The organism is Ruegeria sp. BC3, from assembly GCF_056539265.1.
Map to the genome: position 1 here is coordinate 36,416 of NZ_JBQFUP010000007.1, position 20,795 is coordinate 57,210.

Below are 20,795 nucleotides of genomic sequence, written 5' to 3' on the forward strand. Positions count from 1 at the left end.
CATTCGGGGCGGGCTGGTGTCAGCCCGCCGCCGCTATTAGTTCACGAGTGTAATCCGTCTGCGCGTTTTCGAACAGATCCTCGGCCGAGCCCATCTCGATCACGTCTCCGTTTCGCATCACGATCACATTGTGCGACATCGCGCGTACAACCTTGAGGTCGTGGCTGATGAACAAATAGGCCAGCCCGTATTTCCGTTGAAGATCGCGCAAAAGATCGACAATCTGAACCTGCACCGTCATGTCCAACGCGCTGGTCGGCTCGTCCAGAACCAGCAGTTTGGGCCGCAGAACCATGGCTCGGGCGATGGCAATGCGCTGGCGCTGACCGCCTGAAAACTCGTGCGGATAGCGGTCCATCGCAGCAGGGTCCAGCCCAACCTCGGTCATCACTTCGGCCACAAGCTCACGCGGCGCGCGATGGGGGTCAACTTTGTGGATCGCCAACCCTTCGGCGATGATCTGTTGGCAGGTCATGCGCGGGCTGAGGCTGCCGAAGGGATCCTGGAACACGATCTGCATGTCCTTGCGCAAACGCCGTAGCTCGCGCGTGGACCAGCGGCGCACATCCTGATCCCTGAAAGTGATGCCACCCTCAGACGCGATCAACCGCATGATGGCCAGCGCCAACGTAGTTTTGCCGGACCCACTTTCACCCACGATACCCAGAGTTTCACCCGCACGTACGCTGAGCGTCGCGTCATTCACGGCCTTCACATACCCAACGGTACGTTTCAGGAATCCGCGTTGGATCGGGAACCAGACCTTCAGATGCTCGGTGCGGGCGACCTCTTCGGCGTCGGCGGCCACCGGGTCGGGGTGGCCGGACGGTTCTGCCGCCAGCAGCTTGCGAGTGTAAGGATGCTGAGGGTTGTCAAATATCTCGCGCGTGGCACCGGTTTCGACAATCTCGCCATCCTTCATCACACAGACCCGGTCCGCGATACGGCGGACAATGCCCAGATCATGGGTTATGAACAGCATCCCCATGTTTTCAGACTTCTGCAGTTCGGCCAGCAATTCAAGGATCTGCGCCTGAATCGTTACGTCCAGCGCGGTTGTCGGTTCGTCCGCGATCAGGATGTCGGGCTTGTTTGCGAGCGCCAGAGCGATCATCACGCGCTGGCGTTGGCCGCCAGACAGTTGGTGCGGGTAGCTGTCCAAGCGTTCCTCGGGATCACGGATGCCGACTTTCGTCAACAGTTCAACGATCCGGTCTCGCGCGGCATCGCCGGACAGGCCCTGGTGCAAGGCCAGCGACTCGGCCATCTGCTTTTGGATGGTATGCAGCGGATTCAGCGAGGTCATCGGCTCTTGGAAGATAAAGCTGATATCGTTGCCCCGTACTTCCATCAGCTTGGCCTCGGACGCGCCAATCATCTCATCCCCGTCATATTTGACGGAGCCTTCGACCATCGCACTGTCGCCCAGCAACGAAACAGTGCTGAGCGCGGTCACGGATTTTCCCGATCCGGATTCGCCAACCAACGCGACCGTTTCGCCCCGGTCCACGGTAAATGACACACCCTTGACCGCGGCTGAAACCTGACCGTCCTGCCGGAAGGACACCTTGAGGTTATTCACATCCAACAGGCTCATGAAAAGGTCTTTCTGGGATCAAACGCATCGCGGACGCCTTCGAAGATGAAGACCAGAAGCGACAGCATGATGGCAAAGGTGAAGAAGGCGGTGAAGGCCAGCCACGGCGCCTGCAGGTTCTGTTTCGCCTGCAAGGTTAGTTCACCCAGCGACGGGGCCGAGGACGGAAGGCCGAAGCCAAGGAAGTCCAGCGAGGCCAGCCCTCCGATCGTGCCCGTCACGATGAACGGCATGAAGGTCAGCGTGGCAACCATCGCGTTGGGCAGCATATGGCGGAACATGATGGTCATGTTGCCCACACCCAGCGCTCGCGCAGCGCGGACGTATTCAAGGTTCCGCGCCCTCAGGAACTCTGCGCGCACGACGCCGACCAGACCGGTCCAACTGAACAGGATCATCAACGCCACCAGCAGCCAAAAACTTCGGCCCAGAATGGCGAACATGATGATGATCACATATAGCGACGGCGTCGCGGACCATATCTCAATGATCCGTTGGAAAATCAGATCCAGCCATCCGCCAAAGAATCCCTGAATCGCTCCGGCAAAGATCCCGACCAGGCTGGCCACGCCTGTGACCATCAGCGTGAACAGAATGGACAGGCGGAAGCCATAGATCACACGGGCCAGAACGTCGCGTTTGGTGTCATCCGTACCCAGCAGGTTCTGACCATTGGGGGGCAGCGGCGCGGCACCCGGTCGGTCGACGCTGGTGTTGAAGGAATACGGGATCAGCGGCCAGATGGCCCAGCCACGATCGTACCCTTCGGCCTGAAACGTGCCGGCCTTGATCTCATCAATAATCCCCTGGGGATCGTCAAAACATTCCTCAAGGCCGCCGCTGTCGATCAGGCATTGCACCTCGGGGTCGCGATAGATCGCCTCGGTCTGGAAGTCCCCGCCGAACTCGGTCTCGGCGTAGAAATTGAAGATCGGGGTGTAGAATTCACCCCGGTACTTCACCAGGATCGGTTTGTCGTTTGCGATGAACTCGGCAAACAGCGACAGGCCGAACAGCACCGAAAAGATAATCAGCGACCAGAAGGCCCGGCCGTTGCGGCGGAAATTGCGCCAGCGGCGCTGGTTGAGTGGAGAGAGCGCCATTTAACCCTCCCGCTTTTCGAAGTCGATGCGCGGGTCAACCAGCACATACATCAGGTCGCTGATGATGCCGACAACCAGGCCCATCAGGCCAAAGATAAAGAGCGTGCCGAAGATCACCGGATAATCACGCGCAACGGCGGCCTCAAAGCCCAGGCGTCCCAACCCGTCCAGCGAGAAGATCGTTTCGATGATAATCGAGCCGCCAAAGAACACGCCAATGAACACCGCCGGAAATCCTGCGATCACGATCAGCATCGCATTGCGGAACACATGGCCATAGAGCACTTTGCTTTCGCTCAGGCCCTTGGCGCGGGCCGTCATGACATACTGTTTCTTGATTTCATCCAAGAATGAATTCTTGGTCAGCAGCGTGAGCGTCGCAAAAGCCGAGATCGTCAGCGCAATGATCGGCAGCGTGATGTGCCAGAAATAGTCGACGATCTTTCCGAATAGGCTCAGGCTGTCCCAGTTGTCCGACGTCAGGCCCCGCAGCGGGAAGATTTGATAGTAGGAACCACCGGCAAACAGCACCAGCAGCAGAATGGCGAACAGGAAGCCCGGGATGGCATAGGCGACGATGATCGCGCCGCTGGTCCAGGTGTCGAACTGTGATCCGTCTTTGATCGCCTTGCGAATGCCCAGCGGAATCGACACCAGATAGGCGATCAGCGTTGACCACAGACCTAATGAGATCGACACCGGCATCTTTTCCAGCACCAGATCAATCACGCTGATCGAGCGAAAATAGCTCTCGCCGAAATCGAGCGTCAGGTAGTTGCCCATCATGTCGAGGAAGCGCTGAACCGGAGGTTTGTCGAACCCGAATTCTTTCTCCAGCTCTTCGATGAACTCGGGCGGCAGGCCACGCGCGCCGATGTAACGGTCATTCGCGCCGCCGGTCTGCTGTTCGATATCGCTGCCGCCACCGGCGATGCCTTCGAACACATCACCGCCGCCTTCCATCTGGGCAATGATCTGTTCAATCGGACCGCCGGGAACGAATTGAACCAGCGTGAAGTTGACGATCATGATCCCCAGCAATGTGGGGATCACCAGCAACAGGCGTCTTAGAATATATGCTCCCATGGGGGCGGATTACCTCAAGGCGCCTGAAGATTTCAACTCGTCTTCTTTCTCTGCGTTGATCCACCAGAGGTCTTCGACGCCCAGCGCATATGGCGGCAGGTTTTCCGGGTATTCGTACATGTCCCAATAGGCAATCCAGTACTGGCCCAGATACCAAGTGGGAACCATGATCCGCTTGGCTCGCAGAACACGGTCCAGGGCGCGCACATTGGCATAAAGCTCTTCGCTATCGGTGGCCGCCACGATGTTGTCGATCAGCGGTTCGATATCCGGGCCATGCGCGCCAGATGGGTTGAACACGGAATAAGAGGCCGCCTCGGTCCCGAACTGCTGATACAGACCCGTGGATGGCTGCAAAGACCGGGGGTATCCACCATAGATCATGTCAAAATCGCGGTCCCGGCGGCGCAGAGTGAATTGCGCGTTGTCGACACGGTTGTAGACCGCATCAATCCCCATGGCGCGTAGGTTATCGACAAAGGGCTGGATAATGCGATCAAAAGTCGGCTGATCCGACAGGAATTCGATGGACAGAACCTCGCCGTTTGCGTTGCGGCGGATACCGTCATCGCCAACGATCCAACCTGCTTCGTCCAGCAATTTCATGGCCGCGCGCAGGTTCCGGCGGTCATTCTGCCGGGCAGCGCGCGATTCATGTGCCATGACGGGTTCTTCGGTCAGAACCGCGGGGTCAACAGCATCGCCAAGGCTTTGCAGCACCTCCAACTCACGCCCTTCTGGCAGGCCTTTGGCTTCCAGATGCGTCCCTTCCCAGAACGAGTTGCGCTGCTGGAACAGGCCATACTGCAGGCTCTCATTGGTCCATTCGAAGTTGAATCCAAGCTGTACCGCTTCTCGGACGCGTGGATCTTGGAACTTGGGACGGTCGAGGTTCATGATGAAGCCACTGGCCGACGGGACGTTCCCGTTCGCCAACTCGGCACGCACTACAGCGCCATTTTCAATCGCCGGGAAATCATAGGCCGTGGCCCAGCTTTTCGAGTTGTTCTCTTGCCGCAGTGTGAATGTCCCGGCCTTGAACCCCTCCATCGCGGCAATCGAGTCGCTGAAGTATTCGATACGGATTTTGTCGTAGTTGTTGCGACCAACATTTACGTTGACGTGATCACCCCAATAGTCCGGGTTACGCTTGTAAACGATGCGACGATTAATGTCGTAGCTGTCCAGCAGGTAGGGCGCGGACCCGATACCCGGAACAAGCCGCGATTTGTCCAGGCGGCGATTCTCGGGGTCAGCTTCGAACCACGCCTTTGAGAATACCGGTGTACCGCCAACTTGCGAGATCAAAGCCCGGCGCGGGATATCCGGGGCGAAATAGAATTTGACCCGATGTTCATCCAATGCTTCTGCCCGTGGGATCCGCTTGCGCACCGCATCGGCGTAAGACTTTAGACCCTGATCCAACAGCAGGTTATGCGAAAAGACCACATCCTCAGCCGTGACCGGAGTACCATCGGAGAACCGCGCCTCGGGGCGCATGTTGAAGATCACCCAATCCTGGCTTTCCGGGTATTCAAGGCTTTCGGCAAGAAGACCATAATACGAGGCCGGTTCATCATAGGATTCGATCAGCAGAGATTCGTATTGATCCGCCGAGCGTGCACCGGCGCGGCCCTGACGCGTGAACGGATTGAAACTGTCGAAAGTGCCTTGTGCAGCATAGGAAAGCTCGCCTCCGCGCGGGGCGTCCGGGTTCACATAGTCGAAATGTGCAAACCCCTCGGGGTATTTCAGATCACCGAATTCCGAGAATCCGTGCGATTTGATGATCTTTTCTTCGGCAAAGACCTGCGTCGCGGCAGCTGCACATAACAGGGCCCCAAATGCCAGGATGTGAATTAAACGCCCGAAATCCCGTGGTCGCACTAAAGCGGAAACTCGATTGGATTTCATATGGCTCATCCCCTGGTCGTTGACGTCTCTAATCTTGTTGGCACCAGCTAAAAGACCAGCCCTGCCAGTTTCAAGTTTAGAATGCGTGAACACTTTGTGAAGTTTTTCTTAGACAAAAAATAAAGCCGCTGCCTTGCGGACAGCGGCTTTGGAACCAGTCGAAACCGGGTCGATTCTTATTTGATGGTCTGCAGATAGGCAATCAGGTCTGCCCGCTCTTGCGGCTTTTTCAGGCCAGCAAAGCTCATGGATGTGCCCGAGATATAGGCGCTGGGGCGCGTCAGGAAGGCATCCAGTGCTTCGGGTGTCCAGTTGCCGCCATGCGCCTGCATCGCAGCAGAGTATCCGGTGAACCCTTTTGCCGCGGCAACCGGGCGGTCCACAATCGCGAACAGATAGGGGCCAGTGCCGTTTGCGCCGTCTTCCAGCTTGTGGCAGGCGGTGCACTTGCGGAAGACTCGGGCGCCCTTGTCCGGATCGGCAGCGGCCAGCATGTCTTCGAACACCACCTCTTCGCCGTCGGCGCTTTCGCCCGAGCTTTCGGTTTCGATGATGTACGAGGCCGTCTCGCCATGCCCATCCGCATGGTAAAGAACCTCTGCGCCCCATTTGGCCAGAAGCAGCACCAGGAAGGTGCCAAACAGGCCTGCAGCGGCCTTAGTAACTGTCATCGTGTCGAACATTTGATCGCGTGTCCATTTCAGCTGTCTGCGGGGTGTCTAAGGCTTCCCCTGACAAGAGGCAAGGTATAGACACCGCGACTAAACGCCCAATTATCGAACTTGTTGCACGGAATCGACCAAATGACCAAACGTATTGCATTTCAGGGAGAACCCGGCGCCTATAGCCACGAGGCCTGCCGCAATGCCCGCCCCGATATGGAAGCTCTGCCTTGCCGGACTTTCGAAGATGTGATCGAATCGGTGCGCTCAGGCGAGGCTGAACTGGCGATGCTGCCGGTCGAGAACACCACCTATGGGCGGGTGGCCGATATTCACCGGCTGCTCCCGCACAGCGGGTTGCACATCATCGACGAGGCCTTTGTGCGGGTGCACATCAACCTGCTGGGTGTGCCCGGCGCCAAGCTGGAAGATGTGACCGAGGCGCATTCTCATCTGGTGCTGCTGCCCCAATGCGCGGAATTCCTTAAAGAACACAACATTCGGGGACGCGTCAGCCCCGACAACGCACGCGCTGCGCGCGAAGTGTCGGAACAGGGCGATTTGCACTCGGCCGCTCTGGCCAGCGAGTTGGCTGGCGAGATCTATGGGTTGAACGTGCTCGCGCGTCATATCGAGGATCGCGACAACAACACCACGCGCTTTCTGGTGATGTCACGGCAGGCCGACAACAGCCGCCGGGGTGAGCACGGCATGATCACCAGCTTTGTTTTCCAGGTCCGCAACATTCCTGCCGCTCTGTACAAAGCGATGGGTGGGTTCGCGACCAACGGCATCAACATGACCAAGCTGGAAAGCTACATGGTCGACGGGTCGTTCACAGCGACTCAGTTTTATTCGGATATCGTGGGTCACCCGGATGACCGGAACGTTCAATTGGCAATGGATGAGCTGGAACACTTTACGACGAATGTTGAAATTCTCGGTGTCTACCCGGCCGCCCAGCCGCGCGGCTGAAACGATCCGTGACTAAGTGATGGTAAAGCGTTTGAACTGGGCACCATCCAGCTGCCGATAGTCCACAAACCCCATCGCCGCGTAGTAAGCCAGACCTTCGGCATTAGTGGCGGCGATGGTGGCATTAATGGCCGGAAGGTCATGCGCACGCGCCGCCAATAGTGTCTCGCGAAACAAGGCGCGCCCAACACCGCGTCGCGCCGCGGACGGGCGGATATGCGTGCCAATAACGCCCCACCCGACCGGAGCACCATAAGGGTTGCCTTCAACCGCCCACTTCAGAGATTGAAAACCCAGTATACGGTTGTCCTGAACTGCGACCGAGCATCTGATACGGTCCGGGTCGATCACGTAGTGCTGACTGGCGAAATCAACGTCACTTGGTTTATTGCGTTTTCCCGCCGCAGTTATCTCCCGCAGTACGCCCGAGATGCCTTCGGCGTCCGCAAGGACCGCTTCGCGGATTTCGATGCCATCCATTTCGCGACCTTTCCAAGTGTTCGGCTGATCTGCTCAGCGACCGTGAATGTGGCGTTGTTCCATTTCGCGGGCGAACTCCGTGAGGCGCAGCTGAAATTGGCGCTTGAATCGGGATTGACCAAGCCTCAGCGATTGCAGCAACAGCCGAGCTGGCAGCGACTTTGCCGACAGGGCCATATCCAAGCTCAGGCGGGTGCGGCGCTGCGACAAGGCCAAAAGCTCAACTGTCGTGACGCCGTTCATCCCCTTGCTGGCAGCCTCGAACCGCATCAGCGACGGTGGATCACATTCGGTCATTTCGACCGAGATCTGTCTGGTCTTACCGCGCAATTTGAACTCGGTCTCCCAGGCTGTGCCTGGGACCACTCCCATGTGGCCGGACGTTCGCCGCACCTCGATCCCACGGCGCATCGCAATGCGTTCGAACCGTTCAAAATCGGCAACCATCTCGAATACGGCGTTGATGGGTGCTTCGATGTCTTCGCGCGCTGTAAACTGCATTGGGGTTCGGGGGTCTCTTGCTGTTCAGCTCAGTATTTTGTCAGTCCAGGGTATCCGCAAGCCAGTTTTGCAGCAGGAAATGCGCAATCGCACCTTTGCGAGCCGGTAGCAGCTTGGGATGCTCACCCGCAAACGCCTGCATCATTTCAGACTTACTGACCCACATGGCATCTTCGATTTCGACCGGATCAATTGTGATGTCACGCGACAAGGCCTCGCCCGCGCAGCCAAACATCAGCGATGCCGGGAAAGGCCAGGGCTGGCTGGACAGATAGCTGACAGCCCCGACCAGAACCCCCGCTTCCTCCAGCACTTCGCGCCGGACCGCAGCTTCCAGCGTTTCGCCGGGTTCCACAAAGCCGGCCAGCAGCGAATACATCCCCTCAGGCCAGCCAGGCGACCGCCCCATCAGCACCGAATCGCCGTAGGTGATCAGCATGATGACCACCGGGTCCGTACGCGGAAAATGCTGAGCGCCACAGGACGGGCAACTGCGCTGCCATCCGGCTTGCGCCAGCACACTGGCAGCGCCACACCGGGCACAGAAGCGGTGGGTTTCATGCCAACCGATGACCGCCTTGGCCGAGGCGGCCAATTCTGCATCGCGCGTCGAAAGGCGGGTCATGATCCGGCGCAGTTCGGCAAAGACATGGCCCTGCGGCAAATCAGGGTGCTGCTGCTCGCTTCGGTCCACAAAAGCGCCGACACCCGACAAATCCAACCCGTCCGCTGCACAGCCCGAGATATCGGCGGCAAACACCGGCGCGTCATCGGACATGCCCAGGAAAACAGGCTGCTCGACCGAGCCACCCGGACCGCTTTCAACCAACTTGTGGGTCATGGATACAAACCCGATTTGATCCAGCGCCTCACCCTGCACCAGGACCTTGCCGCGCCACAACAATAGGCATTTCGCACCGGGATGTTGCCGGGCCTGCCCGAGTTTTTCCGCATCACCACGAATATGTGCCGCGCGATCCAGCCCCGAGCCACCAAAGGTCACATATTCCGCATTTTTCATGAGTTATCCTTAGGCTAGTGCGCACAGGGCTGCCATGACGGCCCAACAGTTGCAACGGTGATTTCCGCCCGGAATCCCCGTTTTCCGTCGAATGGGCTTAGCTAAGCCTTGAAATTTGCAGGGAATAATCTTTTTGTTGAAATTGAATAATACAAATACGCCCAAAGTAGAATTTTGAAACGTCCCCAGAGCTTTCCATCGCAATCCGTGCGGCTTCGCATCCTGGCCACCACCGATCTGCATATGAACCTCAGGAGTTTCGACTATTATTCAGACAGGCCCGAGCCAACGATTGGTCTGACGCGGACTGCCAGTCTGATCCGGGATGCCAGAGAACAAGCTGAGGCCGAGGGCACCGTTGTCTTGCTGTTCGACAACGGAGATTCCCTGCAAGGCACTCCGGTCGGAGATCTGGCCGCTGAACAGGTCGATCGCCCTCATCCGTTGATGCAAGCCTTCAAAGCGTTGGGGTATGACGCGGTCGGGCTGGGAAACCACGATTTCGGTTTTGGTCAAAGAGTTCTGGACCGCATCCTGTCGCAGGCTCCGTGCCCGGTGATTTGCAGCAACGTCCACCAACCCGGTGCCACAACGAGTTGGACGGATCATTTGGTTCTGACCCGTGAGGTTACCATTGATGGACGAAAGCATGATTTGAAAATTGGCGTCTTTTCAGTCCTTCCGCCGCAGACCCGAAACTGGGAATCCCATCGGCTGAACGAAGATGTCCGGATCGAAGACATTCTGACTTGTGCTCGGCAATCCGTGTCCACGCTTCAATCCGAGGGTTGCAATGTGATCGTTGCGCTGGCCCACTCCGGGCTGGGTCCGTCTACACCAGCGCCCGATCTGGAAAACGCAGTGATTCCGCTGTGCGCTATTGGCGGTATCGACGCAGTCATTGCCGGGCATACTCATCTGACACTTCCGGGACCGGCTCATTCCGGGCAACGGCATGTCGACGCTGAACGCGGTCTGGTACACGGCATTCCTGTCGTCATGCCCGGTTCAGCCGGATCGCATCTGGGGGTCATCGACCTAGAGCTGACCGCGACTGCCGCACAAGGGTGGTCGGTTTCAGCCCATACGGCGGAACTGCGCCCGGTCACGAACGCACCTGAGGATCCGGAACTGATGTCGCTTTTCTCCGCGCTTCATTCCGCCACCCGAGGACGTGCCGAACAACCGATCGGACAAACCGATGTCCACCTGCACAGCTTTTTCAGCTTTTGTGCCAAAGACCGCGCGCTTGCCGTGCTGGCGGACGCGCAGGCCTCTGCGCTGAGGCGGAACCTTATGGGCACAGACCATGAGGGCCTGCCATTGCTATCCGCGGCCGCTCCGTCGAAGTTCGGGGGCCGCGCAGGGCCACGGTTCTATACAGACATTCCGCCCGGTGTTTTGCGCATGCGCCATGTGGCTGACCTGAACATCTTTCCGAACGAACTGCGCGCGGTTGAGGTATCCGGCGCGCAGGTTTTGGATTGGCTGGAGATGTCCGCCGGTATTTTCAACCAGATTAATCAAGACGCGCCGATCGAACTGGTTAACGCGGACCGAGTCGGACACAACTTTGATGTTCTGTTTGGGCTCAGCTACGCAATTGATCTGAGCGTGCCGCCCCGTTTCGACGCGACCGGACAGCTGGTGAACTCTGACCACAGGCGCGTCCGGGATGTTCGTTTCGAAAACCGCCCGGTGACTGGAAACCAACGCTTCGTTGTCGCGCTCAACAATTACCGGGCCAGCGGTGGCGGGCATTTCCCTTTTGTAGCGGATGCCAAATCTCTTACTCTTCCGGCCTTGTCGATCCAGCAAGTGCTGAAAGACTATCTGACCGGGGAACTGCCTCCGGAGTCGCTCAGCAACGACCACTGCCCGTTCAGTTTTACACCCGCGCCCGGCACGTCGGCCTTGCTGAAAACCAGCCCCAAGGCACAGGATCATCTGGCTGAAATTGCCCGGTTCGATCCGAAGCTCATTGGCTCAGATGCAGATGGATTCCTGCACATTCAACTCTTACTGTGACGGGTTGTCATTCCCGCTGGTCTTGCCTATATCTCCCGTTGAGAGGTTGGCGCGGGCGAGCGCCTCGCCAACCTGGTCAGGTCCGGAAGGAAGCAGCCACAACGAGCCCCGCTTGGGTCGATGTCCAACCTCTCACTTAACGCGAACCTTTAGCCTCAGGAGGGCTTCTATGATTGTAGCAAATACCCTTCGGGCAGAGCGTTTCTGAACCCTATACTCGCACCTGCCTGAACACATTACCGACGGATGAGCGACTGCCATCCGGTAGGATTGCTGTACTGAACACAGGCAGAACAATGTCCCTTACACTTTCGGACCTTGGATGGTCCTCACACTTTGCCGCGCAGCACGTGGCCAACCCTACTTACATTCCCTTTCGCATCACTGCCGTTCATCGTGATCGCCTGACTGGCGTGAGCTCGGACGGTGAATCCACTCTGTTCACACCAAATCAGTCGACCGGCACATTTGCCGTCGGCGACTGGGTGTTGGTGGATGACCAAAACCGCGTGCAGCGCCTGTTGGATCGCCGCAGCCTTTTGCAACGGCGGGCCGCAGGCACCGGGGCCGAGGCCCAATTGATCGCGGCCAACGTGGATGTGCTGTTCATCGTCAGCTCGTGCAATGCTGATTTCAATCTGGCGCGCCTTGAGCGCTATCTGGCGCTGGCGCATCAGGCTGGGTGCTATCCGGTGGTTGTCCTGACCAAAGCCGACACCTGCGACAATCCCAAAGCCTTTGTCCAAGAAGCCGAGGCGCTGGCCCCGTTTCTGACCGTGCTTGCAATAAATGCTCTGGATGAGAGCGACGTTCATAGCCTGCTGTCCTGGTGCCCCACAGGGCAAACCGCAGCGCTGGTTGGATCTTCGGGCGTCGGCAAAACGACACTGGCTAATTCCATGACAGGTCTGCATCATGCCACTGCGGGCATTCGTGAGGATGATGCACGTGGTCGGCACACGACGACTGCGCGGGCGCTGCATCCGATGCGCAATGGCGGATGGCTGGTCGACACGCCCGGTATGCGTGCCTTGCGTCTGCTGGATGCGCAAGACGGCGTGGATGAGGTTTTTTCCGACATTCTGGATCTGGCAAATGATTGCCGCTTCTCGGATTGCCAGCACCAAAGCGAACCCGGCTGTGCCGTGCAGCATGCCATCGCCGAAGGAACGCTGGACCCAGAACGTTTGGCCCGTTGGCAAAAATTGCGCCGCGAGGATCAGAGAAACTCTGAGACGGTGGCGGAATCACGGGCACGCGACAAAGCATTCGGCAAAATGGTGCGGTCCGTGATGCAGGACAAGACGTCCCGCAAAAGGCTCTAGCCGTTGGTTGGCGCAATCAGCCGGGGCCAGACGGCCGCATTGCGACGCGCAAACGCGCCAATGTGGCCGATCTCGGACAGGCCGAACTCCTTCGGTGACAATTGGTGCCTGCGCGCCTTGGGGCCGTAGAGATCGGCCAATCGCCACACCGCGTTAGGAGGCACCACCTGATCATCGTCTGTTGTGAACAGGTCAACGGGTGTCTCCGACGCGGCCCATTGCGCTTCGGGCAGGCTGGTGCCGATCTCTGGCACATAGTTCAGCGGATCAGTACACCACTTCCGCCATTGCCAATACACTCGCGACGGTAGGTTCGACCCAAATCCCAGCGCCTTGCCCGGCAGGTATCCCAGCGCCTTGACCAGCAACGGCGGATGACCGTACCAGAACATCGTCGCCAACGCGCGGTACGGCCAAGGGTGGTCCGACAATGTGACCAAGCCTGAACAGACACAGATCATTCGATCGATCTGGTCGATATCCGGTTGGACAGGTCCAAGCATTCCACCGACCGAGTGTCCAATGCTCCAGTGTTGCGCAGACGGAAACCTGCGTCGCATCTCTGCTCGGGCGGCTGGCATGTCTATCAACGCCCAGTCCGCCATGGTGGCCTGCGATTCGCGCATAGGGCCAGTCAAGGAATGCCCAAAGTCGCGATAATCATAGGTCAGACAGGCCACGCCTTGCTCGGCCACCAGCCAATGCGCGAAGTGCTTGTAATAGTCACGCGGTACGCCCGTGGCACCGTGGATCACAACGGCAACGTCTGGTGCCGATGCGGGTGTGTACAACCGTGCGGACAGGCTGGCCGTACCGGCAGCCAGCATAAAATCTTCGGTCACTACCGCTGTAGTATTGTCCAACATAGCGCCCTCGCAAGCATCTGAACCGTACGGTTCACTTTCTGCAATCGGCGCTTTTCCCGGCTCAAAGTCAACAGATTTCCAAAGTGACCAAGCGTCCGTTTGGACCTGGCGAAACAGGCAGCTTGACTCAAACCGGCTACACCCGCTAGCGATGGTGTGATGGTTCTCGCCTCGTAACCTGGGCGGGATGAAAAGGGAACACGGTGCGGTCCTGCCCGGCGATGCCGGAATGGATCAAGGCCGAGACTGCCCCCGCAACTGTAAGCGGTGAGCAATGCTGAATAACCACTGGCCGAAAGGTTGGGAAGGTCAGCAAAGCGATGACCCGCAAGTCAGGAGACCTGCCATCAAAGACAAAACCGAAACTCGGGCGGGGTGTCCGGGCAGGTCTTCAGTGAACTGAGACACCTGTTCCACGTCCCCCGTCCATCGCGCGGAGGGCGCATCATGATCTGGAAGACACAAACGCATGAGTTCACGGCGACTCTGTGCCAGAAAACCGGGAAACCCTGCCCGGCGCTGGCCCAATTGGCGCGCGCCATTACGCAGGCAATGGACGCGGCGCAGCCCGTGACAACCAGCGAATTCGAAATGGACGGCTCAAGCGAGTTGAGCCATTGCGGTGAAGGCTGCACGGCACGGTTTCGCGCCAGCCCGGCCCGGATCAGGGTCTATTGCGGGACAAATGCCGAAGACTCAGCCGAAACGCTAGAGGACTATGCCGATATGATGTTCGGCGCGGATTTTGCGATGTTGCCCGCCGGTGCGTTGACCACTGCGCCATGCGCCATGCTTGAGGCGCTGGCTTTGGCACCTCGTCCCTCGCAAGAAACCGTACAGCACATTCCGGCCTGATCGGCTCTCACGACCTATGCTGGGTCAGCGTCGTGGCCCAGTCCATTTGCGGATCGGTTTCAACAGCGCAAGGCCTAACCGCGCGAAGGCGCGCTAGGGCTTGCGCAGGCTCCTCTCCGCTTTCGATCATCAAGCGCAGCAAAACCATGCCAGATCGACCGCATCCGCCCCGACAATGGACCAAAACACGCCCGCCATCTGCCAATATGCGCCGCGCCAATGCGCTGGTCTCGGGCCACTGCGCCTGAATTGGCGGCGATGGAGCGCCGAAGTCTTTGATCGGCAGGTGCTTCCACACGGCAGATGCGTTTTGAACATCGCCCCCAAAGCTAGCTGCTCCGGCTTGGTTCAGTTCGGCGTCGGTGGTCATTGAAATCACCAGGTCAGGGTTCCAGTCCCGGATCACATTCAGATCGCGGTCATAGGCACCACCCGCCCCGGGCAAAGGCGACAACGCCAGTTGGCCTGGACCAACGCCTAGGGCATGGATTGCGAATTTTTCCAAAGCGATGCTCCTTTGTGAATCAGAGGATTCGTCGTTCTTTTCTTCCCCTCAATACAAACCAAACCGAAATTCCTCCAACCCTGCTGTGGACGCGGGCGACGCGGGTCTCTACGCTGCATCCCTGTTACGAATCCGACAGAGCAGACATGACCGAAACGCCCAGCCCCGCTTATCAGGTTCTTGCCCGCAAGTACCGCCCCGAGACCTTTGCAGATCTGGTTGGACAGGACGCAATGGTGCGCACGCTGAAAAACGCGTTCGAAGCGGATCGGATCGCGCAGGCCTTTATCATGACCGGCATTCGGGGGACCGGTAAGACGACCACGGCCCGGATTATCGCCAAGGGCATGAATTGTATCGGTCCCGACGGCACAGGCGGTCCCACGACCGAACCATGCGGCCAGTGTGAACACTGCGTTGCCATCATGGAAGGCCGCCATGTCGACGTGATGGAGATGGACGCCGCCAGCCGCACCGGCGTGAATGACATTCGAGAAATCATCGACAGCGTCCGTTATCGCGCGGCTTCTGCCCGCTACAAGATTTACATCATCGATGAAGTTCACATGCTCTCGACCAGTGCATTCAACGCGCTGCTCAAGACGCTTGAAGAACCGCCCGAGCATGTGAAATTCATCTTTGCGACCACCGAGATCCGCAAAGTTCCGGTGACCGTCCTGTCGCGTTGCCAGCGCTTCGACCTGCGCCGGATCGAGCCCGAAGACATGATCGGCCTGTTGAACAAGATCGCAGCAGCCGAGGGGGCACAGATTGCCGACGATGCGCTGGCACTGATCACCCGCGCCGCCGAAGGATCAGCGCGGGATGCGACCTCGCTGCTGGATCAGGCGATTTCTCACGGCGCTGGGGAAACCAATGCCGATCAGGTGCGCGCGATGCTGGGTCTTGCCGACCGGGGCCGCGTTCTGGACCTGATGGATATGATCCTGCGCGGAGACGCGGCAGGTGCCTTGACGGAGTTAAGCGGCCAATACGCCGAAGGGGCGGATCCGTTGGCCGTGCTTCGCGATCTCGCGGAAATCACCCACTGGGTTTCTGTGGTAAAGATCACGCCGGACGCCGCCGAAGACCCCACCGTCTCCCCTGATGAGCGCGCGCGCGGCCAGCAAATGGCCGAGGCGATACCGATGCGCGTTCTGACCCGGATGTGGCAAATGCTGCTGAAAGCGCTGGAGGAGGTCTCCGCCGCGCCCAACGCGATGATGGCGGCCGAAATGGCGGTGATCCGCCTGACCCACGTGGCAGACCTGCCCAGCCCGGAAGAGTTGATCAAGCGACTGCAAGATGCACCGCCGCCGCCAAACGGCGGCCCGGGCGGAGGTATGGCTGTACCGTCCCATGCGCCTGTACAGGCGACGTCCACGGCGCAGGTTGCGCCACAGCGCGGACCGGCGGGCGCACCGACGGCTGCATTGGCCCAAGACGTCCAGACCGCGCTGGCGCGCTATCCGACCTTCGAACACGTGGTGGAACTGATCCGCACCAATCGGGACGTGAAACTCCTGGTCGAAGTCGAAAACGGCGTACGGCTTGTCTCGTATTCGCCGGGACGGATCGAGTTTACGCCGACAGACAACGCCCCGACCGATCTGGCTCAGCGTCTGGGCTCGGCTCTGCAACGCTGGACGGGCAACCGATGGGCCGTATCGATTGTGGCGGATGGCGATGCGGCGACGATCGCAGAAGTTCGCGACGCAGCCGATCTGGCGTTGAAAGCGCAGGCCGAGCAGCACCCGCTTGTGCAGGCCGTCCTGATGCAGTTCCCCAAAGCCCGCATCAAGCGGATCGAAACACCAGAGGAACGCGCAGCCAAGGTTGAAACCGAAGCCCTGCCCGAGGTGGAAGACGAATGGGATCCGTTCGAAGAGGACTGATCGGCGTTCACAAGGCAGAAAAACTCCCGCGCCCGCCACGGGCACCCGGCTGACGCCGGGCATCCCAAGGGGAGGAAAGGTCTTGCCAAAGACCTTGACGACGGGCGGGAGCACCTCTGCCCTTGTATGCCGCAGCCCACGCCCGTATTTAGGCGTCAAACCGATTTACAGGAGAAAACCAATGCTCAAAGGACTCGGCGGTCTGGGCGATATGGCCAAGATGATGAAATCCGCACAGGATTTGCAGACCAAGATGACCGACATGCAGGAAGAACTGAACACCATCATGGTTGTCGGCGAATCCGGTGCAGGTCTGGTCAAGGCAACCGCCACAGCAAAAGGTGAGCTCAAAGGTCTGGATATCGACCCGTCTATCTTCAACGGGGACGACAAGGAAGTCGTCGAGGACCTGATCCTTGCCGCAATCAAGGATGCGCAGACCAAAGCGGCCGAACGCTCGCAGGCCGAGATGGCAAAACTAACCGAAAGCATGGGCCTTCCCGCAGACATCAAGCTGCCGTTCTGATAGACACTCCTGACGACCCAAAGGCCGGGCACAGATGCCCGGCCCTTTTGCAGGAGCACGCGCCATGAGTTCGAACAGCGACATCGACAATCTGATCGACCTGATGGCCAAGTTGCCGGGCCTCGGCCCTCGCTCGGCCCGCCGCGCCGTGCTGCACCTGATCCGCAAACGCGCCTTGCTGCTGACACCCTTGTCCGATGCAATGCAGCAGGTCGCCGTCACCGCCCGCGAGTGCCTGAACTGCGGCAACGTGGGCACCACCGATATCTGTGACATCTGCGACAGCGAGGCCCGCGCGACCGGAGAGCTTTGCGTGGTCGAGGACGTCGCTGACCTCTGGGCGATGGAGCGCGCTGGCGTTTTCAAAGGCCGCTATCACGTGCTGGGTGGCACATTGTCGGCGCTGGATGGCGTCGGCCCGGACGAGTTGCGCATTCCCCGCCTCAAAGACCGGGTTTTGGCCGAGGGGATTACCGAAGTCATTCTGGCGCTGAACGCCACCGTCGATGGCCAGACCACCGCCCATTACATCGCCGATCAGTTGGAGGGTCAGGTCCGCCTGACTTCGCTGGCGCAAGGTGTGCCGATTGGGGGCGAGCTGGATTATCTGGATGACGGGACGATTACGGCGGCGTTGCGGGCACGGAAGGAGCTCTGAGCGCCGCAATCAACTGGCAAGCGAACGCTCCCGCCTGCTCCGATTGCACAAAAAGGCTTTACTCGTTTGTCAGGTGTAAGCACCCGACGAGTAGGTCAATTCATAAGAATGGCTGTAAATTTCGAAGACAATACCAAATGGGTCTTCAACGTAGACCATGCGGTAGGGCTTCTCTCCGGGATAATAGTATCGGATCGGCATCCGTTGCTTACCGCCAGCTGCCACAATTTTTTCTACCAGACCTTCGACGTCAGGGTCCTGGACGCAGAAGTGGAACGTACCATTCTGGCGAAAATCGATATTGTTTTCCGGCGCATAGTTCCCGTCAAACTCAAAAAGCTCGAAACCAACTCGATCGGCCGTCGCAAGGTGCGCGATACGCAGTTTTTTCCATTCCGGGCCAAACACATCGGTGCACATCACACCAATGTCCGTATCATCCTCGACCACGTCGGTTGGTGGCATGATTACATAAAACCCAAGGACTTCGGAGTAGAATTCTACAGCTTCATCAACATTTGGGACTGACAACCCGATGTGAGAGAATGTTCTTGGATGTTGAGGCATGGCTCGCTCCTTAACCTATTGAGCAAAAACTATTGTGCGACGGGCAGGATTCAAGCGTCGGCGCCGCAAGGCATAGCCGCGTTTTACTGCGCAAATAGATCGCAATTCACCGCCACAGCGGCCCAGAATGACCTTTGCCTTAAGCGCGTGGCGTGTACTATGCCGTTAGCCTGACCTCATTTAATTCGGAACCAATAATGACCCGCCTTCTCGCCTTCACCTTCGCCGTTTTCACCGCAACTGCCGCTTGGTCGCAGGAACTTATCGACAAGGGCTTTGTCGAAGGCTGGAACATCATGATGGACCCCGCGCTGGGAAACGGGTGTCTTATTCAGACGATCTATCAGGATCTCTCGGTTGTGCGATTGGGCTATGACGCGCTGGGCAATCGCGGGTATTTCACCGTCTACAACAAGGCCTGGGGCGATATCGAACCGGGGCAGAGCTATCCGATCCGGTTTGAACTGGACGGCAAGAGCTTTGACGCGACCGCCATTGGATTCAAACAGGACCGGGTTCCGGGCGCGACGGTGTTTTTCACAGATCGGAATTTCGTCAACGCCATTGCCCAGAACAGAACGATGACCGTTTACAACCCGGCAGGTGAAGTGGTGATGGCGATTGACCTGAAAGGCACCGCCAAGGCGCTGGACTATGCGCGGGACTGCCAGAACCGGAAACTCTAACGAATCGGGTCGAACAGGGCGTCTTTGGCTCTGCAGTCTTTGATCACGTCGCGCCCACAGGGAACCGGGTTAAGCTCGCGTGACAGGCACAGGCGCACCTCTTCGATATAGCCTTGCTTGCAAGTGACCGTGATCATGTCGCGTTCGAGACCGGGGTTGGCTTTGAGGAAAGCTTCTTCCACGACGGATGCAGGCAGCTTGACCGACGCATCCAGTTTGCGGAACACCTGCGGGCGTTCAACCGCTCCATAGGCGTGCCGGGACAGGGCATAGTAGTCCGGTGCCGACAGACCCGAACAGGTGCCGTGTTTCTTCCATTGATGCCAGGCCAATCCTGACGAGCCCTGAATATCCGCCATTTCCCGGGTCATCGCGCGCGAGGGCGGGGCCTCGGGGGTGCGGCAGAAGGATGGCCAACCCTGGTGGTATTGCGGCCAAAGACCATGCAGAATCCACCCGTGGTCATGGCGCGCGTCGCATTGATCGGACCCGCGCGCATCACCTTCGCGGGCGCACCAGTTCGGCGACCAACTGAGCGACAGGACGTAGTAGTCAAACTCACCCGCCTTTTCGCCATCCGCGTGCGCGGCCAACGCACCGACCAGTCCCAAAACCAAACCCAGAATCCCGTGGCGCATTCGCCTCTTCCCTTCTTGCCTCAGCGCGACTATATACGGGCCAAGTTCCCCGACAACGGAAACCTGCCCCAAAGCCTCGGGGCCGCCGAATTCCGGCGACGGGACAGATGTATTTATAGGAGACGGGCTGATGGCAAAACCGCTTATGGCCAAGGCAACAGCCGTATGGCTGGTGGACAACACCACGATCAGCTTCAAGCAGATCGCGGATTTCGTAGGCATGCACGAGCTTGAGGTGCAGGGCATCGCGGACGGCGATGTGGCCGCAGGCGTCAAAGGGTTTGACCCGATTGCCAATAACCAGCTGACCCAGGATGAGATCGACGCGGCGCAGAACAACCCACTGCACAAGCTGAAGCTCAAGTTCAACCCGGCCGCCTCGGGCGAGGAAAAGCGCCGTGGCCCGCGGTACACGCCGCTGTCCAAACGTCAGGACCGTCCGAACTCGATCCTGTGGCTGGTCAAGTTCCACCCCGAACTCAGCGACGGCCAGATTGCCAAGCTGGTGGGCACCACCAAGCCGACCATCCAATCGATCCGTGAGCGCACCCACTGGAACATCGCCAATATGCAGCCGATCGATCCGGTCGCTCTGGGCTTGTGCAAACAGTCGGAACTGGACGCCATCGTCCAGAAAGCCGCCGCCAAGAAAGCCGCCGAAGGTGGCGTCATGAGCGATGACGAGCGCCGCAAGCTGGTCTCGACCGAGCAGTCGCTGGAAATGGACGCCGCACCGAAGATCCCGACCGCCATCGAAGGTCTGGAAACCTTCTCGCTGTCGGATGAACCTGTGGACGAGAAAGAAGAAGAGCCGGTCATCGATGCCGACAGCTTCTTCAACCTGCCCAAAGGTGGTGCGGACGACGAAGACGAAGACGATCTGCGCCCCTAAGGCTCAGACAGCCCC

Annotated in this window: 21 protein-coding genes, 1 other RNA gene and 1 riboswitch; of the genes, 10 read left to right on the forward strand and 12 right to left on the reverse strand. The window is 58.8% G+C overall.

Going from position 1 to position 20,795, the window contains the following annotated elements; genetic code table 11:
- Positions 1 to 19: 19 nt before the first annotated feature.
- From ACR0MV_RS17320 to ACR0MV_RS17340, 5 genes are all read right to left on the reverse strand, one after another.
- Positions 20 to 1,597, reverse strand: coding sequence for an ABC transporter ATP-binding protein (locus tag ACR0MV_RS17320; RefSeq protein ID WP_480703020.1), 1,578 nt, complete (start codon positions 1,595 to 1,597; stop codon positions 20 to 22).
- Entirely contained in the window at positions 1,594 to 2,700 is a 1,107-nt protein-coding gene (locus tag ACR0MV_RS17325) for an ABC transporter permease (RefSeq protein ID WP_480703021.1), read from the reverse strand. The genes ACR0MV_RS17320 and ACR0MV_RS17325 overlap by 4 nt, the downstream gene beginning before the upstream one ends.
- A complete protein-coding gene (locus ACR0MV_RS17330; protein ID WP_170427380.1) occupies positions 2,701 to 3,786 on the reverse strand; it encodes a microcin C ABC transporter permease YejB in 1,086 nt (361 codons plus the stop codon).
- A gap of 9 nt (positions 3,787 to 3,795) precedes the next feature.
- Positions 3,796 to 5,700, reverse strand: a complete 1,905-nt coding sequence (locus tag ACR0MV_RS17335; RefSeq protein ID WP_480703022.1) for an extracellular solute-binding protein — start codon at positions 5,698 to 5,700, stop codon at positions 3,796 to 3,798.
- 176 nt (positions 5,701 to 5,876) lie between these two features.
- Positions 5,877 to 6,383, reverse strand: a complete 507-nt coding sequence (locus tag ACR0MV_RS17340) for a c-type cytochrome (protein ID WP_170427382.1) — start codon at positions 6,381 to 6,383, stop codon at positions 5,877 to 5,879.
- Positions 6,384 to 6,503: 120 nt separating this feature from the next.
- Here ACR0MV_RS17340 and ACR0MV_RS17345 point away from each other — a divergent pair, with 120 nt between their 5' ends.
- The gene (locus tag ACR0MV_RS17345) at positions 6,504 to 7,337 is read left to right on the forward strand and encodes a prephenate dehydratase (protein ID WP_480703024.1); all 834 of its coding nucleotides are present in this window, start codon (positions 6,504 to 6,506) and stop codon (positions 7,335 to 7,337) included.
- Positions 7,338 to 7,349: 12 nt separating this feature from the next.
- Here ACR0MV_RS17345 and ACR0MV_RS17350 read toward each other — a convergent pair whose 3' ends face one another.
- From ACR0MV_RS17350 to nudC, 3 genes are read right to left on the reverse strand one after another with little or no spacing between them, the layout of a single operon-like run.
- On the reverse strand, positions 7,350 to 7,817 hold the full coding sequence (locus ACR0MV_RS17350; RefSeq protein ID WP_480703025.1) for an N-acetyltransferase family protein: 468 nt from the start codon (positions 7,815 to 7,817) through the stop codon (positions 7,350 to 7,352).
- A 33-nt stretch (positions 7,818 to 7,850) separates the two neighbouring features.
- Positions 7,851 to 8,318 carry an SRPBCC family protein gene (locus ACR0MV_RS17355; protein ID WP_480703026.1) on the reverse strand — a complete coding sequence of 156 codons (468 nt, stop codon included), beginning with the start codon at positions 8,316 to 8,318 and terminating at the stop codon, positions 7,851 to 7,853.
- Between the two features lie 40 nt (positions 8,319 to 8,358).
- Entirely contained in the window at positions 8,359 to 9,339 is a 981-nt protein-coding gene (gene nudC, locus ACR0MV_RS17360) for an NAD(+) diphosphatase (RefSeq protein WP_480703027.1), read from the reverse strand.
- A 174-nt stretch (positions 9,340 to 9,513) separates the two neighbouring features.
- On the opposite strand from nudC, the gene ACR0MV_RS17365 reads away from it, so the two are divergent.
- The 3 genes from ACR0MV_RS17365 (at position 9,514) to rsgA (ending at position 12,692) form a co-directional block, all read left to right on the forward strand.
- On the forward strand, positions 9,514 to 11,367 hold the full coding sequence (locus tag ACR0MV_RS17365) for a bifunctional 2',3'-cyclic-nucleotide 2'-phosphodiesterase/3'-nucleotidase (protein WP_480703029.1): 1,854 nt from the start codon (positions 9,514 to 9,516) through the stop codon (positions 11,365 to 11,367).
- 39 nt (positions 11,368 to 11,406) lie between these two features.
- Positions 11,407 to 11,505, forward strand: an RNA gene (gene ffs, locus ACR0MV_RS17370) — signal recognition particle sRNA small type.
- 158 nt (positions 11,506 to 11,663) lie between these two features.
- Entirely contained in the window at positions 11,664 to 12,692 is a 1,029-nt protein-coding gene (gene rsgA / locus ACR0MV_RS17375) for a ribosome small subunit-dependent GTPase A (RefSeq protein ID WP_480703030.1), read from the forward strand.
- On the opposite strand, the gene ACR0MV_RS17380 is transcribed toward rsgA, so the two are convergent.
- A complete protein-coding gene (locus ACR0MV_RS17380; protein WP_480703031.1) occupies positions 12,689 to 13,558 on the reverse strand; it encodes an alpha/beta hydrolase family protein in 870 nt (289 codons plus the stop codon). The genes rsgA and ACR0MV_RS17380 overlap by 4 nt on opposite strands.
- 144 nt (positions 13,559 to 13,702) lie before the next feature.
- A riboswitch (cobalamin riboswitch) is annotated at positions 13,703 to 13,921 on the forward strand.
- Between the two features lie 84 nt (positions 13,922 to 14,005).
- Here ACR0MV_RS17380 and ACR0MV_RS17385 point away from each other — a divergent pair.
- Positions 14,006 to 14,413 (forward strand): hypothetical protein, encoded by a 408-nt coding sequence (locus ACR0MV_RS17385; protein ID WP_480703032.1) that lies wholly within the window; start codon positions 14,006 to 14,008, stop codon positions 14,411 to 14,413.
- Between the two features lie 7 nt (positions 14,414 to 14,420).
- Here the strand turns inward: ACR0MV_RS17385 and ACR0MV_RS17390 are convergent, their stop codons facing one another.
- A complete protein-coding gene (locus ACR0MV_RS17390) occupies positions 14,421 to 14,918 on the reverse strand; it encodes a protein-tyrosine phosphatase family protein (RefSeq protein WP_480703033.1) in 498 nt (165 codons plus the stop codon).
- 146 nt (positions 14,919 to 15,064) lie between these two features.
- Between ACR0MV_RS17390 and ACR0MV_RS17395 the strand changes: the two genes are divergently transcribed.
- The 3 genes from ACR0MV_RS17395 to recR all read left to right on the forward strand — a co-directional run bounded on the left by ACR0MV_RS17395 (position 15,065) and on the right by recR (position 17,997).
- On the forward strand, positions 15,065 to 16,813 hold the full coding sequence (locus ACR0MV_RS17395) for a DNA polymerase III subunit gamma/tau (protein WP_480703035.1): 1,749 nt from the start codon (positions 15,065 to 15,067) through the stop codon (positions 16,811 to 16,813).
- A 181-nt stretch (positions 16,814 to 16,994) separates the two neighbouring features.
- A complete protein-coding gene (locus tag ACR0MV_RS17400; RefSeq protein WP_039529126.1) occupies positions 16,995 to 17,339 on the forward strand; it encodes a YbaB/EbfC family nucleoid-associated protein in 345 nt (114 codons plus the stop codon).
- Between the two features lie 64 nt (positions 17,340 to 17,403).
- Positions 17,404 to 17,997 (forward strand): recombination mediator RecR, encoded by a 594-nt coding sequence (recR, locus tag ACR0MV_RS17405; RefSeq protein WP_170417100.1) that lies wholly within the window; start codon positions 17,404 to 17,406, stop codon positions 17,995 to 17,997.
- 69 nt (positions 17,998 to 18,066) lie between these two features.
- Here recR and ACR0MV_RS17410 read toward each other — a convergent pair whose 3' ends face one another.
- Positions 18,067 to 18,564, reverse strand: coding sequence for a lactoylglutathione lyase family protein (locus tag ACR0MV_RS17410; RefSeq protein WP_170427392.1), 498 nt, complete (start codon positions 18,562 to 18,564; stop codon positions 18,067 to 18,069).
- 197 nt (positions 18,565 to 18,761) lie between these two features.
- On the opposite strand from ACR0MV_RS17410, the gene ACR0MV_RS17415 reads away from it, so the two are divergent.
- Entirely contained in the window at positions 18,762 to 19,250 is a 489-nt protein-coding gene (locus ACR0MV_RS17415; protein WP_170427393.1) for a hypothetical protein, read from the forward strand.
- Here ACR0MV_RS17415 and ACR0MV_RS17420 read toward each other — a convergent pair.
- Positions 19,247 to 19,888, reverse strand: a complete 642-nt coding sequence (locus ACR0MV_RS17420) for a ribonuclease T2 family protein (protein ID WP_480703036.1) — start codon at positions 19,886 to 19,888, stop codon at positions 19,247 to 19,249. The two genes, ACR0MV_RS17415 and ACR0MV_RS17420, sit on opposite strands and share 4 nt — an antisense overlap.
- Positions 19,889 to 20,018: 130 nt before the next feature.
- Here ACR0MV_RS17420 and ACR0MV_RS17425 point away from each other — a divergent pair, with 130 nt between their 5' ends.
- Positions 20,019 to 20,780: a DUF1013 domain-containing protein gene (locus ACR0MV_RS17425; protein WP_170427395.1), complete on the forward strand. Its 762-nt coding sequence runs from the start codon at positions 20,019 to 20,021 to the stop codon at positions 20,778 to 20,780.
- The last annotated feature ends 15 nt before the right edge of the window (positions 20,781 to 20,795 follow it).